The sequence below is a fragment of the Citrobacter sp. RHB20-C16 genome (assembly GCF_013890155.1).
Taxonomy (GTDB): domain Bacteria; phylum Pseudomonadota; class Gammaproteobacteria; order Enterobacterales; family Enterobacteriaceae; genus Citrobacter_A; species Citrobacter_A amalonaticus.
In genome coordinates this window covers 3,328,239-3,343,344 of record NZ_CP057630.1, presented here as the reverse complement: position 1 = coordinate 3,343,344, position 15,106 = coordinate 3,328,239, and the positions used below count along the sequence as shown (strand labels likewise).

17 protein-coding genes are annotated in these 15,106 nt (G+C 44.4%); 16 read left to right on the top strand and 1 reads right to left on the bottom strand.

Translation table 11 applies throughout. From position 1 onward, the window contains the following. The first annotated feature begins 150 nt into the window (after positions 1–150). Complete coding sequence (gene sixA, locus HVX64_RS16055; RefSeq protein WP_042999962.1) at positions 151–636, top strand: phosphohistidine phosphatase SixA; 486 nt, start codon at positions 151–153, stop codon at positions 634–636. Between the two features lie 215 nt (positions 637–851). On the opposite strand, the gene smrB is transcribed toward sixA, so the two are convergent. Next, the gene (gene smrB / locus HVX64_RS16050) at positions 852–1,403 is read right to left on the bottom strand and encodes an endonuclease SmrB (RefSeq protein WP_042999963.1); all 552 of its coding nucleotides are present in this window, start codon (positions 1,401–1,403) and stop codon (positions 852–854) included. 168 nt (positions 1,404–1,571) lie between these two features. Between smrB and prmB the strand changes: the two genes are divergently transcribed. The 15 genes from prmB to HVX64_RS15975 all read left to right on the top strand — a co-directional run bounded on the left by prmB (position 1,572) and on the right by HVX64_RS15975 (position 15,084). Continuing rightward, the gene (prmB, locus tag HVX64_RS16045) at positions 1,572–2,504 is read left to right on the top strand and encodes a 50S ribosomal protein L3 N(5)-glutamine methyltransferase (protein WP_042999964.1); all 933 of its coding nucleotides are present in this window, start codon (positions 1,572–1,574) and stop codon (positions 2,502–2,504) included. Positions 2,505–2,530: 26 nt separating this feature from the next. Continuing rightward, on the top strand, positions 2,531–3,616 hold the full coding sequence (aroC, locus tag HVX64_RS16040; protein ID WP_042999965.1) for a chorismate synthase: 1,086 nt from the start codon (positions 2,531–2,533) through the stop codon (positions 3,614–3,616). 3 nt (positions 3,617–3,619) lie between these two features. Continuing rightward, entirely contained in the window at positions 3,620–4,444 is an 825-nt protein-coding gene (gene mepA, locus HVX64_RS16035) for a penicillin-insensitive murein endopeptidase (RefSeq protein ID WP_044258456.1), read from the top strand. Then, the gene (locus HVX64_RS16030) at positions 4,444–5,253 is read left to right on the top strand and encodes a sulfite exporter TauE/SafE family protein (RefSeq protein ID WP_042999967.1); all 810 of its coding nucleotides are present in this window, start codon (positions 4,444–4,446) and stop codon (positions 5,251–5,253) included. Before mepA ends, HVX64_RS16030 begins: the two co-directional genes overlap by 1 nt. Next, on the top strand, positions 5,253–5,801 hold the full coding sequence (locus tag HVX64_RS16025) for an elongation factor P hydroxylase (RefSeq protein ID WP_044258458.1): 549 nt from the start codon (positions 5,253–5,255) through the stop codon (positions 5,799–5,801). Before HVX64_RS16030 ends, HVX64_RS16025 begins: the two co-directional genes overlap by 1 nt. Positions 5,802–5,832: 31 nt before the next feature. Next, a complete protein-coding gene (locus HVX64_RS16020; RefSeq protein WP_042999969.1) occupies positions 5,833–6,117 on the top strand; it encodes a YfcL family protein in 285 nt (94 codons plus the stop codon). Positions 6,118–6,553: 436 nt separating this feature from the next. Then, entirely contained in the window at positions 6,554–6,784 is a 231-nt protein-coding gene (locus tag HVX64_RS16015) for a Flp family type IVb pilin (RefSeq protein WP_052443929.1), read from the top strand. 338 nt (positions 6,785–7,122) lie between these two features. Continuing rightward, positions 7,123–8,067: a hypothetical protein gene (locus HVX64_RS16010; RefSeq protein ID WP_044258462.1), complete on the top strand. Its 945-nt coding sequence runs from the start codon at positions 7,123–7,125 to the stop codon at positions 8,065–8,067. A 47-nt stretch (positions 8,068–8,114) separates the two neighbouring features. Further along, positions 8,115–9,530 carry a pilus assembly protein N-terminal domain-containing protein gene (locus HVX64_RS16005; RefSeq protein WP_042999972.1) on the top strand — a complete coding sequence of 472 codons (1,416 nt, stop codon included), beginning with the start codon at positions 8,115–8,117 and terminating at the stop codon, positions 9,528–9,530. A gap of 15 nt (positions 9,531–9,545) precedes the next feature. Beyond that, complete coding sequence (locus tag HVX64_RS16000) at positions 9,546–10,691, top strand: hypothetical protein (RefSeq protein WP_044258464.1); 1,146 nt, start codon at positions 9,546–9,548, stop codon at positions 10,689–10,691. A 60-nt stretch (positions 10,692–10,751) separates the two neighbouring features. Continuing rightward, on the top strand, positions 10,752–12,041 hold the full coding sequence (locus tag HVX64_RS15995) for a CpaF family protein (protein WP_042999974.1): 1,290 nt from the start codon (positions 10,752–10,754) through the stop codon (positions 12,039–12,041). An 8-nt stretch (positions 12,042–12,049) separates the two neighbouring features. Then, positions 12,050–12,952, top strand: a complete 903-nt coding sequence (locus tag HVX64_RS15990; RefSeq protein WP_172740605.1) for a type II secretion system F family protein — start codon at positions 12,050–12,052, stop codon at positions 12,950–12,952. A gap of 1 nt (position 12,953) precedes the next feature. Beyond that, on the top strand, positions 12,954–13,811 hold the full coding sequence (locus tag HVX64_RS15985) for a type II secretion system F family protein (RefSeq protein WP_044258466.1): 858 nt from the start codon (positions 12,954–12,956) through the stop codon (positions 13,809–13,811). Further along, on the top strand, positions 13,805–14,560 hold the full coding sequence (locus HVX64_RS15980; protein WP_181825052.1) for a hypothetical protein: 756 nt from the start codon (positions 13,805–13,807) through the stop codon (positions 14,558–14,560). Before HVX64_RS15985 ends, HVX64_RS15980 begins: the two co-directional genes overlap by 7 nt. Then, positions 14,557–15,084 (top strand): hypothetical protein, encoded by a 528-nt coding sequence (locus HVX64_RS15975; protein WP_181825051.1) that lies wholly within the window; start codon positions 14,557–14,559, stop codon positions 15,082–15,084. The genes HVX64_RS15980 and HVX64_RS15975 overlap by 4 nt, the downstream gene beginning before the upstream one ends. Positions 15,085–15,106 lie beyond the last annotated feature (22 nt).

Sequence of the window (15,106 nt, the reverse complement as noted above, 5' to 3'; positions counted from 1 at the left end):
ACACAGATTGACTATACTTACGCCATTGAGGTAAAACACAGCGTTTCATTCAGTGAACGGATAAGGCACAATGCCGGCCACTGCATTACAGCAACCCTGAGGGGTTTTGGCTGGGGTGCGTGTGATTCTGGTTAACAAAAGCGGTGCAATATGCAAGTTTTTATCATGCGTCACGGCGACGCGGCCCTCGATGCCGCCAGTGATTCGGTTCGTCCCTTAACCCCCTGCGGTTGTGACGAATCACGCCTTATGGCGAACTGGCTGAAAGGTCAAAAAGTGGATATCGAACGTGTTCTGGTGAGCCCGTTCCTGCGAGCCGAACAAACGTTGGATGTGGTAGGGGGATGCATGAACCTGCCACGCGACGTGGATGTTTTGCCGGAGTTGACTCCCTGCGGCGATGTCGGTCTGGTCAGCGCCTATTTGCAGGCTCTGGCCAATGAAGGCGTAGCCACCGCGCTGGTAATCTCCCACCTTCCGTTAGTGGGTTATCTGGTGTCCGAGCTGTGTCCAGGCGAAACGCCGCCGATGTTTACTACCTCCGCGATTGCCAGTGTGACGCTGGATGAAAGCGGAAAAGGGGTGTTCAACTGGCAGATGAGCCCGTGCAACCTCAAAATGGCGAAAGCGATTTAACCGCTGTATTCTCTGTAAAGAACCGCTGATGCGGCTCTTCAGACTGCTGACAAAGAAGAAAAAACGTGGTTTTTCCTTCTTTGTGGTTATCAGCCGAAAATCAATAAATTGATTTCCTGGTTTTTTAATGAGGTGCTCTCTGCTTGTCGGGGGGCCGGAATCAGGTTTATCAGTACGCTAAAGAGCCGCTGATGCGGTTCTTGTTGTTTCTGTGCTCAGGGCAGTTCCGGCGGCGCCCACTCTTCCACTTCGATTAACACCAGCAGCGCGGCATCGCCGCCGTACTCTTTCGGTGCCTGATGGAAGGCCATGACGTGCGGATGCTGCGCCAGCCACAGCGGCGTCTGTTGTTTCAGCACATGTTTGCCGTGACCGTGCATCACGCAGGCGCAAAACACATGTTCCCGGCGGCAGGCGGCAATCAGCGCGCCCAGTTCCTGCTTTGCCTGAAGCTGCGTCAGACCGTGTAAATCGAGAAACAGCTCCGGAGAGTAATCGCCACGGCGCATTTTCTTCAGCTCGAAATGGCTCACGTCAGGACGGACATATTTGACCGGGCCTTCCGTATTCAGCAGCGGCTGAAACTCATCAGAGAAATAATGGCTGGCATCGGCCTGCTCCGAAAGCAGCCGCTTAACCGGCACCTCGGTGATCTTTTTACGCAGCGGGCGATGAACAATGGTGTCCTGTTTAATCTGACGGGTGCCGGTCATCAGCTGCCGGAACAGCGCCTGGTCCTCCTCGCTCAGCGATGTTTTCTTTTTCATTCTGTGATCTCATCTTTTTTTATTGTCCGTTAGTTTACCCGACTCGATGCGGATGCGAATGCTCAAAACGCAATTTTCACCCGCAACCCCTGCGTGATTGCTGATTTATCGCCGTCTTCATGGCAAACTAGCCGCCGAAATTAATGCGAGCATGCCCTGGAGGAACAGGTGGATAAAATTTTCGTTGATGAAGCAGTGAGTGATCTGCATACCATTCAGGACATGTTGCGCTGGGCGGTCAGCCGTTTTAGCGCGGCGAACATCTGGTACGGTCACGGTACCGATAACCCGTGGGATGAAGCCGTGCAACTGGTGTTGCCATCGCTGTATTTGCCGCTGGATATTCCAGAAGATATGCGTACCGCGCGCCTGACCTCCAGCGAACGCCACCGTATTGTTGAGCGCGTAATCCGCCGTGTGAACGAACGTATTCCGGTGGCCTATCTGACCAACAAAGCCTGGTTCTGCGGCCATGAGTTTTATGTTGATGAGCGCGTGCTGGTGCCGCGTTCTCCAATTGGTGAGTTGATCAACAACCGCTTTGCGGGGCTGGTCAGTGAGCCGCCTCAGCTAATCCTTGATATGTGTACCGGTAGCGGCTGTATTGCGATTGCCTGCGCCTATGCCTTCCCGGAAGCGGAAGTGGATGCGGTAGATATCTCGGCGGACGCGCTGGCCGTGACCGAACACAACATTGAAGAGCACGGTCTGATCCATCATGTCACGCCGATTCGTTCCGATCTGTTCCGTGACCTGCCGAAGGTTCAGTACGATCTGATCGTAACCAACCCGCCGTACGTTGATGCGGAAGATATGTCCGATCTGCCTAATGAATATCGTCATGAGCCGGAACTGGGTCTGGCGTCCGGCACTGACGGCCTGAAACTCACCCGTCGCATTCTGGGCAACGCGCCGGATTACCTGTCTGATAACGGCATTCTGATTTGTGAAGTCGGTAACAGCATGGTACATCTGATGGAACAATATCCGGATGTGCCGTTCACCTGGCTGGAATTTGACAATGGCGGCGATGGCGTCTTTATGCTGACCAAAGCCGAGTTGATTGCTGCCCGCGAGCACTTCAGCCTCTATAAAGATTAAACCACAACGACAACAACGAGACCGCAATGGCAGGAAATACAATTGGACAACTCTTTCGTGTAACCACCTTCGGCGAATCGCACGGGCTGGCGCTCGGTTGTATCGTCGACGGTGTGCCGCCAGGCATTCCGCTGACAGAAGCTGACCTGCAGCACGATCTCGACAGACGTCGCCCTGGCACGTCGCGTTACACGACGCAGCGTCGCGAACCGGATCAGGTGAAAATCCTCTCCGGCGTGTTTGAAGGCGTAACGACGGGGACCAGCATAGGTTTGCTGATTGAAAACACCGATCAGCGCTCGCAGGACTACAGCGCTATTAAGGACGTGTTTCGTCCGGGACACGCAGACTACACTTACGAACAGAAATATGGCCTGCGCGATTATCGTGGCGGCGGGCGTTCTTCCGCGCGAGAAACCGCGATGCGCGTGGCGGCAGGTGCCATTGCTAAAAAATATCTCGCTGAAAAATTTGGCGTAACCATTCAGGGCTGTTTGACCCAGATGGGCGACATTCCGCTGGCAATCAAAGACTGGTCGCAGGTCGAGCAAAACCCGTTCTTCTGTCCTGACCCTGATAAAATTGAAGCGCTGGACGAGCTGATGCGCGCGCTGAAAAAAGAGGGCGATTCCATTGGCGCGAAAGTGACCGTGGTCGCCAGCGGTGTGCCGGCAGGCCTGGGTGAACCCGTCTTTGACCGACTTGATGCCGATATCGCCCACGCGCTGATGAGCATCAATGCGGTGAAAGGCGTCGAAATTGGTGACGGCTTTGAGGTCGTGGCGCTACGCGGCAGTCAGAATCGTGATGAAATCACCAAAGACGGCTTCCAGAGCAATCACGCCGGCGGTATTCTGGGCGGGATCAGTAGCGGCCAGCAAATCGTGGCCCACATGGCGCTGAAACCGACGTCCAGTATTACCGTTCCGGGTCGCACAATTAACCGTTTTGGCGAAGAGGTGGAGATGATCACGAAAGGTCGTCACGATCCGTGCGTGGGGATCCGTGCGGTACCCATCGCGGAAGCGATGCTGGCGATCGTGCTGATGGATCACCTGTTACGTCAACGGGCGCAAAATGCGGATGTCAAAACGGATATTCCACGCTGGTAAGAGATGAAAAAAACCGCGATAGCATTGCTGGCTCTGTTTGCCAGCGCGGCCAGTCTGGCGGCGACGCCGTGGCAGAAAATTACCCAGCCCGTGCCGGGCAGCGCACAGTCAATTGGTGGTTTCTCGAACGGCTGCATTGTGGGGGCGGACACGCTTCCCGTGCAGTCGGATCACTATCAGGTGATGCGCACCGATCAGCGCCGCTATTTTGGCCATCCCGATCTGGTGATGTTTATCCAGCGACTGAGTACGCAGGTGAGCAATCTGGGGTTGGGAACGGTGCTGATTGGCGATATGGGAATGCCCGCCGGTGGTCGATTTAACGGCGGACATGCCAGCCATCAGACCGGTCTGGATGTAGACATTTTCCTGCAGTTGCCAAAAACACGCTGGACTCAGGCGCAACTGTTGCGTCCCCAGGCGCTGGATTTGGTCGCCCGTGACGGTAAACATGTTGTGCCTTCGCTCTGGAAACCGGAAATCTCCAGCCTGATTAAGCTGGCGGCGAAAGATAACGACGTCACGCGTATTTTTGTGAATCCTGCCATAAAACAACAGCTCTGCCTGGATGCCGGTACCGATCGCGACTGGTTACGTAAAGTGCGACCCTGGTTCCAGCATCGTGCGCATATGCATGTCCGATTACGTTGCCCTGCCGACAGCCTGGAGTGCGAAGATCAACCTTTGCCTCCTCCGGGCGACGGTTGCGGCGCTGAGCTACAAAGTTGGTTTGAACCGCCAAAACCTGGAACAACAAAGCCTGAGAAGAAGACACCGCCTCCGTTGCCGCCTTCCTGCCAGGCGCTTCTGGATGAGCATGTACTCTAATGGATAATTTTGCGGACCTGTTTATGGTCTCTCCGCTGCTGTTGCTGGTGCTGTTTTTTGTGGCAATGTTGGCTGGATTTATCGACTCACTGGCGGGCGGCGGCGGCCTGTTGACCATCCCCGCGCTGATGGCGGCAGGGATGTCTCCCGCGCAGGCGCTGGCAACCAATAAACTGCAGGCCTGCGGCGGTTCGATTTCATCTTCAATTTATTTTATTCGCCGTAAAGTGGTGAACCTCGCCGAGCAAAAACTCAATATCGCGATGACGTTTATTGGTTCGATGAGCGGCGCACTGCTGGTGCAGCATGTGCAGTCAGGCGTGTTGCGACAGATCCTGCCTGTTCTGGTGATCTGCATTGGTCTCTACTTTTTGCTGATGCCGAAAGTGGGCGAGGAAGACAGACAGCGTCGCCTGTACGGTCTGCCGTTTGCCCTGGTGGCCGGTGGCTGCGTAGGCTTCTACGATGGTTTTTTTGGCCCGGCGGCTGGTTCATTTTACGCGCTGTCGTTTGTCATGCTGTGCGGCTATAACCTTGCTAAATCGACGGCTCACGCCAAGGTGCTGAATGCCACCTCCAATATTGGCGGCCTGCTGCTGTTTGTCATCGGTGGGAAAGTGATTTGGGCCACCGGATTTGTCATGCTGATCGGGCAATTTCTCGGGGCGCGGATGGGCTCCCGACTGGTACTGAGCAAAGGACAAAAGCTGATTCGGCCCATGATCGTCATTGTCTCGGCGGTGATGAGCATGAAACTTCTTTATGATAACCATGGACAGGAGATTCTCCACTGGCTGGGGATGAATTAATGAACAGTACGCACCGCTACGAACAATTGATTGAGATTTTTAACGGCTGCTTTGCCGATGATTTTAATACCCGTCTGATTAAAGGCGACGACGAACCGATCTATCTTCCTGCTGATACGGAGATCCCGTATCACCGGATTGTTTTTGCGCATGGCTTTTACGCCAGCGCATTGCATGAGATTTCGCACTGGTGCATTGCCGGAAAAGCGCGCCGCGAGCTGGTGGATTTCGGCTACTGGTATTGTCCGGACGGTCGCGATGCGGTGACACAGGGGCAGTTTGAAGATGTGGAAGTGAAACCGCAGGCATTCGACTGGTTGTTTTGCGTGGCGGCGGGATATCCGTTTAACGTCAGTTGCGACAACCTGGAAGGCGATTTTGAACCGGACCGCGTGGTGTTTCAGCGTCGGGTTCATGCACAGGTGATGACGTATCTGGAGGAGGGCATTCCCGAACGTCCGGCGCGCTTCATCAAAGCATTACAGAATTATTATCACACGCCTGAACTTACGGCGGAACAATTCCCGTGGCCAGAAGCGCTCAACTGAAGCCAGTGCCACGTTACAATGAGGAAAGAAGATGATCGCGGAGTTTGAATCACGCATTCTGGCATTAATCGACGACATGGTAGAGCATGCAAGCGATGATGAGCTGTTTGCCAGTGGATATTTGCGTGGCCACCTGACGTTAGCCGTCGCAGAACTGGAAGGTACTGATGACCATTCTGCTCAGGCCGTCTATGCCAACGTCACCCGCAGCCTGGAAAACGCTATCGGTGCCGGTGAGTTGTCGCCGCGCGATCAGGCGTTAGTCAAAGAGATGTGGGACGCGCTGTATCAGAAGGTGGCGCATCAAGGCGTTTAATAATGACTCAACAGAGGGTCAATTAGACATCTAAGCGAAAGTGTCTCATTGTGGGTCCGATAGTGAATTCTTTATTGGACCCAAATTCTGGCAGGTCGCAAAAAAACAAATCTATTTAAATATATTGCATTATATTATCTCATGTGTAATTTAATTTAAATTAATCAGAAACGCCTCAAAAAAAGAAGAAAAAACGCACGATATAATTCCCACAAATTCAAATCAATCGTTTTGATGAATTGTAATCTGACAATTCAATCCCCTTCGCTATATAAATATAATCTTAAAAAAAATCATAGGGTTATATTTTAGAAATCCAAAGTTCATAATGTTTCCAGCTTGAGCCATATACGAATTCAGGCTGCAGACTGTGTATACGCGCGACTAGCTATCAGGGTTGTTAGCTACTAAATGTATCATAATAGGGACTAAGAAAATGAATGAGCTACTCATCAAAGCTTATGTTAAGGGGTTAAATGGGGCCGAACGTGTCCATAACTACTTTAAAGATGAGCGAGGCGTGACAGCTGTAGAATATGCAATTGTACTCGCTGGCGTTGCAGCTGTGGTTGCGGTGATCTTCGGTAGAGGTGGTACTGTAGAGAATTTGTTAAAAAGCATCTTCTCAACGGTATCGGAACAGGTCATGAGCTCAATTACTTCATAATAAGCATTGAGCTAATGCGGGCAGAAAATATTCTGTCCGCACAGTTTAATAAAGTGAATATTAATAAAATGGTGTGAAAACATCATTTTTTATGTGTAAGCAAAATATGGTAATCCCTTTGTAGGCTTCGCAATCAGCAAAGTCCGTGCGGTAGCTATGTCCTAAATAAATGTATATCATGTACGTATTCCTCAATATACATTTACTTCTATTATAGAACTTAATTCTTATATTCAATTTTCCCATAATATGCGGACGATGATGGCATCATAAATCATAGTTTGCGTCATATAAATTATGACGTCACACATATTAGCCTGATAACGTTGAGGATATCAATGAGCAAAAAATACTCATTAATAATTAATATTGCCATGATCGTTATTGGTATCATTGGTATGCTTTTTTATTATATGGCGAGCAAGAAACCCCAGTACAAGCCCAGTCAGGTGCAGAAAGTTGTTCAAACAAAAGTTATCGAAGCGCCTACGGAAAGTATTACCGTCGCCGTTGCGAAGAAAAATCTGCAAAAAGGGACGCGATTAACCTCTGGGGATTTTCAACTCGAAACCCTCAAGATAAAAGAGGGGGGGAATGAAAAAAGTACACTTTCTGTGGGCGATATTGATAACTGGATGCTGAAAAGTGATATTTCAGAAGGCGCAAAAATTCCCCAGGCAATTTTAGTTAAGCCAGGTAGCGAAGAATATATAAAAATGTCAGCAAAACCTGGAAGTATAGTCTACGGATTCTCTATTAAAAAAAATGATAGCTATCTCTTCAACAATGCGCAAGCTGGCGGCGGAGTAGATATTTATCTGGCCTATAATTTGAGAGTAACAAAAGACGAATCCGGAGAGATAAAGACCACGCCAGTAACAGATGCAACGGATCATATTAATGGTCGGCATTTTAAAATGTTAATGAAAAATAAGAAGATACTGTCCATTCAAACAGTTACATCGAAAGTTAAAGCAGTAGTAAATGAACAAAACCCCATGATAAATGAAGGATATGTTTTAGTGGAGCTTACGCCTGCAGAAGTGATAATGCTAAAAGGTTTAGAGGATGCGAAACTGTATATTTTCCCTACGAGTGAAAATATTGCTGAATTTGATCCTGCTCATTCTGTCTTAGTGGGGGATGAAGGTCAGTGGCCGATTGATAATAGAAATATTTTATCGACAGCGGTTCAAAGTGCGACAACGATTCAAAATGACAGTGAGTTTATAAGAGAGTTTCGCGGTGAGAATAGTGCTAACAGTTCGATAAATAGCAAATAGCGCTAAAAGTATTAATAATACGGATGCTTAAAAATAAGGATAGATTTATGTCGAAAACAGCAAAAGTGCTCGTTTTATTTTGTTTATGTCCATTATTACTATCGTCTGCCTTTGGAGAAGATTTAACACTGAAGGAAGGGCAAGCAAAAAATATTTCATCGCAGCAGAAAATAGAGACTGTTTTCATCTCAAACCCAGAAGTTGCAGATTACAAAGTCATTGATAATAAAAAAATTGTCCTGTTCGCCAAGCAACCAGGTGTGGCTGATCTAACGATTTACGGAGTGAAAGGTAAAGTATTAAAAAAAATCAGCGTTGCCGTTGATGAAATTGGAAGCTCCCTGGCCCAAAAGGTGAATAAAAAATACCCTGGCACCAAAATTAGCATTGAGCGCTACATGAGTAAAGATAAGGCAACTTATATTATTCAGGGTGAAGTGGCGACAGAAGAATTAAGAGATGAGATCTATAACACTGTTGGTAGTCTTGTTGGCAGTGATAAAAAAGAAGAAGACGTCACCTGGAATGAAAACTCGCAAGGCGGCGGCACGGGCGGCACCAAGATCGACCATTTAAGTAAAAAAAGATGGGACAATATCATCGATCGCATGACTGTACTATCATCGCCGCAACAGGTTAATGTGAAGTTAACCGTTGTTGAAGTGACTAAGCAATTCACCGATGCGTTGGGCATTGAATGGAGCAGCTTAACACTTGACAGTATCATCAACGGTGGGAGTACAGCAAACAGCGCGGGAGTCTTCAGCTTAATAGGCTTTAAAGGCGGATTTGATGCAGGAAACATTAGTACTGTTATCAACGCCGTCAAAAACGACAGCATTGCGAAAGTGTTAGCACAACCGAATTTAACCGTTCTCTCAGGAGAGTATGCCAGCTTTTTGGTAGGAGGGGAGATTCCAATTGTTGTCGACAGTGGTGGCAACAGTACGGCATCTGTGGAGTATAAGGAATACGGCATACGTCTTAATATTGGCGCAAAGGTGAATCGCACTGATAAAATCCGTCTTTTCATATCTAACGAATTAAGTAATGTTACAGGGAGCTACACTTACAACTCCTATGCTATCCCGACCATTAACACCAGAAGAACACAATCCACAATAGAATTAGCCGATGGAGATAGTTTTGTCATCGGTGGATTACTGACTGAAACTGACCGAGAGTCTTTATCTAAAGTGCCGTATGCCGGCGATATCCCAATCCTTGGGGCTTTTGCCCGCAGCTCACAGACTGAAAGAGAGAAGAGTGAGCTGGTCGTATTCGCAACTGTAAAATTAGTAAAACCATTTTCAGCAGAAAATAGCTATAAAATCCCCACTCCCCAATACCATAAAACTTCAGTAGACAAACTTTTTTTCAATGTCGGCGTTGCTGATGAACATACTAATAGACTAGAAGAAGACGCAAGAAGTTTCATTTCACGCGGTGGATTTATCCGATAAGGAACGGGAGGGGAAATGCTGGATCTTACTAAAATTAACAAAAGAAATATTGAAAATAAAAATAACAATTCCACCATTGGAACTGTTGCTGTCATCTCATCACGTAGTCATGTTTCTGCTGGGGTAATGACCCAAATACGCGTGAACGGCTGCCATGACATTATCCAGGTAAATAAATTTTTCAATGATATTATCGATGATAAAGAATTAACATCGTCAGAGTATCTCATCGTTGATATTGAAGATTTTAACGATGTAGACGCTATACAGCAAAAGATAAAATATCTCTTTCCAGCTGCAACGAAAAAAATATTTATTGGTGATGTTGATTCAATTACCTTCAGCAATGAGATGAAGCGAATTGGGGCTGTATATTTGCATCTTGATTCACAAATTACATTGCTCGGTGTAACATTGAAGAATTTTGAAACTGATGTTACAAGTGTGAGCTATACACAACGCATCAGTATCCTGGGCTGCAAAGGGGGAAGTGGAACTTCTTTTGTCGCATACCAGTTTTTTAGATCAATTTGTGGATTAAGTCATTTACCTGTATTGCTTGTTCAGGGGCATACAGGCACACCCGATCTTGATCTCATATCAGATACCGCTCTACAACATGACGGTGTAATATCTTATATTGACGCAAATCGCGGAATGAAGATTGCAACTGATGAAGAGCAATGGCAGTTTGATTCGGACGAATACAAAAATTATAATATTGTTGTTTTTGACCATAACGTTACAACACAGGTGAGAGATAAACTTGCCTACATTGTCCCTGGTTCCGATTTTATCTTTATTGTTGTAACCAGAGAACTCTCATCAGTACGCAATGCCCGTCTTATCATTGATGAATTAGAAAGAACAACCACCACGTCAGACAATCAGAAGAAAAATTCAAAAAACATTATCATTCTGAATGAAAATCATCATTCAAGGCCGAATGAGTTGAATAAGGAAGATATAGAAAATTACCTGGGTAAGAAAATTGACATTGTACACCCTTACATTAAAGATGTAAAAAAGACTGATAACAAATCAGAACTTTATTTCTTTACGGCCAAAATGTTGGGTAAAAATATGAAAGGTGAGAAACCTGATGGCAATAAGAAAGGTCTATCACTATTTTCAATATTTAATAAGAAGAAAAATAATTAATGACCAGGTTATCATCGTGGCTATCCCTCGTCAAGGCACTATATTAATCATGGGCCTTATATGAATAAATCAATTTCCTTTATCTATTTCAGACAAGAAGTACTTAAAAACATAGATCTGGAACAAATTGAAAGTATCAAAGAAAACCGTGCGGAACTCATTAACGAAGTTAATACGGTTATTCGTAATGTTATTAATAACAATCGCACAGAGAATTATCTCTCTGCACCGGAGCGACAGGAGCTGTGTGAGTTAGTTGTTGATGAAATTACTGGCTATGGTCCATTGCGCGAGTTAATGGAAGATGAGTCGATTAGCGATATATTGGTCAACGGCCCGGATCGTATCTTTGTAGAACGTAAAGGTCGCCTGGAACTCTCTGATAAGCAGTTCATCAATAATGAGCAGTTAACAGATATTGCCCGACGTTTGGTGGGTAAAGTAGGAAGGCGAATTGATGACGCGCAACCGCTTGTGGATGCGCGTATGCCTGATGGTAGCCGACTCAACGTAGTTATTTCTCCAATATCTATTGATGGCACTTCAATGTCCATTCGTAAATTTGGTAAGGGAAATATAACTCTGGGAGAGCTAATCAAATATGGCAGTATGAATGAAATGATGGCTAATTTCCTGGTAATTGCAAGTCGCTGTAGAGTCAATATCATTGTCTCCGGGGGGACAGGCTCGGGTAAAACAACTCTACTAAATGCGATGTCCCAATATGTTGACGAAACTGAACGTGTCTTGACACTTGAAGATGCAGCGGAACTTCGTTTACAACAAGCACATGTATTAAGACTAGAAACGCGATTGGCAGGTTCAGAAAACCAAGGGCAAATCACGATGCGAAATTTGGTTATCAACTCACTTCGTATGCGCCCGGATCGTATTATTATTGGGGAATGCCGCGGACCAGAAGCCTTCGAAATGCTGCAGGCAATGAACACCGGACATGATGGTTCTATGTCAACGCTGCATGCAAATAACCCGCGTGATGCATTAGCTCGTCTTGAGAGCATGGTAATGATGGCCAATTCAGCATTACCCCTAGTAGCAATACGGAGAAATATTTCAACTGCTGTGAATATCATTGTTCAAGCTTCACGTCTTCCCGATGGGTCCAGAAAAGTAATAAATATATCCGAAGTCATGGGGATGGAAGGTGAGAATATTATTCTACAGGATATCTTTTCTTATGCTGCTAATCCTGAAAGAGATAATAATGGTATGATCACGGGTACATTTACATGTAACGGTCTTTTGCAGCGGTCAGCAGTTTATCGGCAAGCTTTAATTCATGGTTATCTTGATCCGTTACGGCAACTATTTGGGAATAAAGTCTCATGATAATGGCAATGATTTTTATTGTTATCTCTATTTGTGGCGTTCTTCAAATATATTTATCGTTAAAAAAAACGAAAGAAATAAAAGGAAAAATACTCTCAACGAACATCATTGCCAGCCAGGAAGTAGCAAATAAAAAACAACCATTCAAAGATTCAATGGCAGGAGTTTTTATTTTTATTGAAAAGCTTCATGCTAATCTAATTGGAAAAAAAAACGAGCACATTTTTAAGCATGTAGCGATAATACTGGTGGCATGTGCCGCAGCATTATATGTAAACATGGAATATCTGAATTTCAGCAATGTCGTAATAACAAATATAACGTTACTTGCTACCATCTATATTTTGTATATGCGACAAGTAAAAAAGTACCGGCGAGAGTTTGAGAGGGATTTCTCCGAGGCACTCAATATAATTAATAGCGCGGTACGAGTAGGGCGCCCGGTATTGCAGGGCTTTGAAGAATGCTCGCGGGTGATAGACAGCGATTTCGGAAGAGAGTTCAAACGTATTCTCATGCGACTGGATATCGGAGATGATCCTGAGCGCATATTTATGGATTCTTACGAAAAATTTCCCTATAGTGAATATTTTTCATTCGTTATTACGGTACTTATAAATATGAAAGGCGGAGGGCAAGTTAGCGAAGTGATGTCTCGCCTGACAATGTTAATCTCAGCAAGTAAGACGTTGGACAGAAAAAAAATCGCAATGACTGCTGAGGCAAGAATGTCGGTTAAAGTACTTGTCATTATTCCTGTCTTTTTTTTCTTTTTCTTGAAATTTGTGGCACCAGATAACTTTGAAATTCTTATTGGAACAGATGCAGGGAAATATATTCTTTATTACGCATTAACAAGTATATTAATAGGGCTATTTATCGTTTGGTCTATGATGAATAAGGTTGGGTGAAATGATATATATTATTTCTTTTATTGTTTTTCTGACTGGAATGAGAAGTATATTACTCCTTATTTATCGCAAGCAGCGAGCTAATAAAGTTAAGAAGTTAATCAATTTTTCTAAAGTAGATAGTAATAAAAAGAATATATTAACATATGGAACAAATTTGATAGAGACGCAACTGGATAAAACATTCAAGAAAAATAGTAAACTTGTTTCAATTTCATCTGAGTTAGATAAGAATGTTAAAGTTAAGGCATTTTTATTTGTTGTGATAGCTTCACCAGTGCTCATAGCGAATTATATGGGATGGATGAAGCTTGATAATCAGGTGCTAATGATTGCACTGTTAGCTATACTCGGAGTGATTGTTATCGTACCTTCGAGAGTGCAAACAGCTATTTCTCAGCGGCGATTTAGAAGAATATCTAATGACATTCCTTACTGTATAGATCTTTTAGCCGTATGCATCCAGTCAGGTATGACAGTCGAAGCTTCGCTTGCTTATATTTCTCATAAGATGGAAGTGATCAATAAAGATCTGTCTTCGTTGCTTATCCGCACTGTTTTGAGAGCTGATGTTAGTGGCATTAACGCTGCACTTGAACAACTTTCAGGTGAAGTGGTTAATGAAGAAGTAAGAATGATGTGTTCAGCATTATTGCAGAGCACAAAATTTGGCTCGTCGATATATGCTGTACTTATAGATTTATCTAAAGAAATTAGACAGATGCAATTACTTGCAATGGAAGAAAAAGTTGCAGCACTTTCTGCAAAGATGACATTCCCAATGATTGCTTTTATTCTCTTTCCCCTGATCGCAATTGTTGCCGGTCCGGGCCTGATTAAGATGACTTCGACATGGTAAAAAGATTATTACCCCTATTAATGCTTGCTGTGCTATCTGGCTGTACAGGTGGACCTACGAATGCATCTGATGAAGAACAAAAGGAATATATCCTAACTCAACTGAATGATTATCAAGGGCTTATTGAGATATACAGAAATAAACTCAGTGTTAAAGATAATGATGATGAACGATATTATCTATCACAGCTATATAATAAAATTGGCGACTATAACTCATCAAATATTTATCTGGCACCATTGGTAGAAAAAAAAGGAAGTAAAGAATATTTACTGCTTAAGACACAGAATCTGCTTGAGTTAGGAAAGGAAAATGAAGCCCAGACCATTCTAAATGAAATGCTTGCACATGATGACTCAAACGGGGAATTATGGAATTTACAGGGTATTTTACTGGCTCAAACAGGAGACTATCTTAAGGCAACGTTATCTTTTGAAAAAGCAAGAGGGCTTTTTTATGATGAAGAGGTCGTCGTCAATAATCTGGCCATGATGGCTATTCTGCAAGGAGATTATATTACGGCAAGAAATTATCTTCTCCCTCTGTATTCCAGGAAAGAATATAAACCACAAACTGCGTATAACCTAGCCTATGCTCTGGTAAAATCCGATGATTATGAGAGTGCGAAAAAAATTATTATTGATGATAAACTCTCAACATCACAACCTGATGCGCTAATTGCATCTTTGGCAAAATTATCACCGCGAGAACATTTTAAAATAGAAGGACAAAAAAAGATGTTGCAGTGACTGCAAGCACAAGCGTTGGCCTAAATCAAAATAAGCCCCTGACAATACCTGTATCGGATATGCAGAATAATATAAAATCTGATGATTCCTCTCAACTGGTGAACAGTGGAATATCACAGAATTGTACATTTGATAAAAGTATATCTGATGCTGTCCTTCCTTTTGCTGGAGAAATACCACATGCTAAATTAATAGCCAATGTGACATCTGCCAGTATTTCGGGTGGAGATAGAATTGCTCTTTATTCTGCCTATCCACTTAATTATAGTGTGATGCCAAAACGTTATGACAATATAGTCGAAATAGAGATATTTAACGCTCAGCCTATGAAACGTATTTATGATTCGCTCCTCGCAAATATACAAAAACGGCAGAATATTAAAAAAATAGAAATCATGAATAATGGCAATGGGAATTCGAAACTGCAAATAGTAACTAACAAATGTATTACAACTAAAAATGTTTCACGTTTATCAGTTAACGGTCAATATAAAGAGAAAATAATAGTTGATATTAACTATTAGCATATTGCTTACTTAATCTACT

Coding starts and splice junctions, on each gene's coding strand:
- HVX64_RS16030 (WP_042999967.1), top strand. CDS start 4,444: ATGGATAATTTTGCGGACCTGTTTATGGTCTCTCCGCTGCTGTTGCTG.
- aroC (WP_042999965.1), top strand. CDS start 2,531: ATGGCAGGAAATACAATTGGACAACTCTTTCGTGTAACCACCTTCGGC.
- HVX64_RS16025 (WP_044258458.1), top strand. CDS start 5,253: ATGAACAGTACGCACCGCTACGAACAATTGATTGAGATTTTTAACGGC.
- HVX64_RS15985 (WP_044258466.1), top strand. CDS start 12,954: ATGATATATATTATTTCTTTTATTGTTTTTCTGACTGGAATGAGAAGT.
- HVX64_RS16000 (WP_044258464.1), top strand. CDS start 9,546: ATGCTGGATCTTACTAAAATTAACAAAAGAAATATTGAAAATAAAAAT.
- HVX64_RS16010 (WP_044258462.1), top strand. CDS start 7,123: ATGAGCAAAAAATACTCATTAATAATTAATATTGCCATGATCGTTATT.
- HVX64_RS15995 (WP_042999974.1), top strand. CDS start 10,752: ATGAATAAATCAATTTCCTTTATCTATTTCAGACAAGAAGTACTTAAA.
- smrB (WP_042999963.1), bottom strand. CDS start 1,403: ATGAAAAAGAAAACATCGCTGAGCGAGGAGGACCAGGCGCTGTTCCGG.
- HVX64_RS16005 (WP_042999972.1), top strand. CDS start 8,115: ATGTCGAAAACAGCAAAAGTGCTCGTTTTATTTTGTTTATGTCCATTA.
- HVX64_RS16015 (WP_052443929.1), top strand. CDS start 6,554: ATGAATGAGCTACTCATCAAAGCTTATGTTAAGGGGTTAAATGGGGCC.
- HVX64_RS15980 (WP_181825052.1), top strand. CDS start 13,805: ATGGTAAAAAGATTATTACCCCTATTAATGCTTGCTGTGCTATCTGGC.
- HVX64_RS16020 (WP_042999969.1), top strand. CDS start 5,833: ATGATCGCGGAGTTTGAATCACGCATTCTGGCATTAATCGACGACATG.
- HVX64_RS15990 (WP_172740605.1), top strand. CDS start 12,050: ATGATTTTTATTGTTATCTCTATTTGTGGCGTTCTTCAAATATATTTA.
- mepA (WP_044258456.1), top strand. CDS start 3,620: ATGAAAAAAACCGCGATAGCATTGCTGGCTCTGTTTGCCAGCGCGGCC.
- sixA (WP_042999962.1), top strand. CDS start 151: ATGCAAGTTTTTATCATGCGTCACGGCGACGCGGCCCTCGATGCCGCC.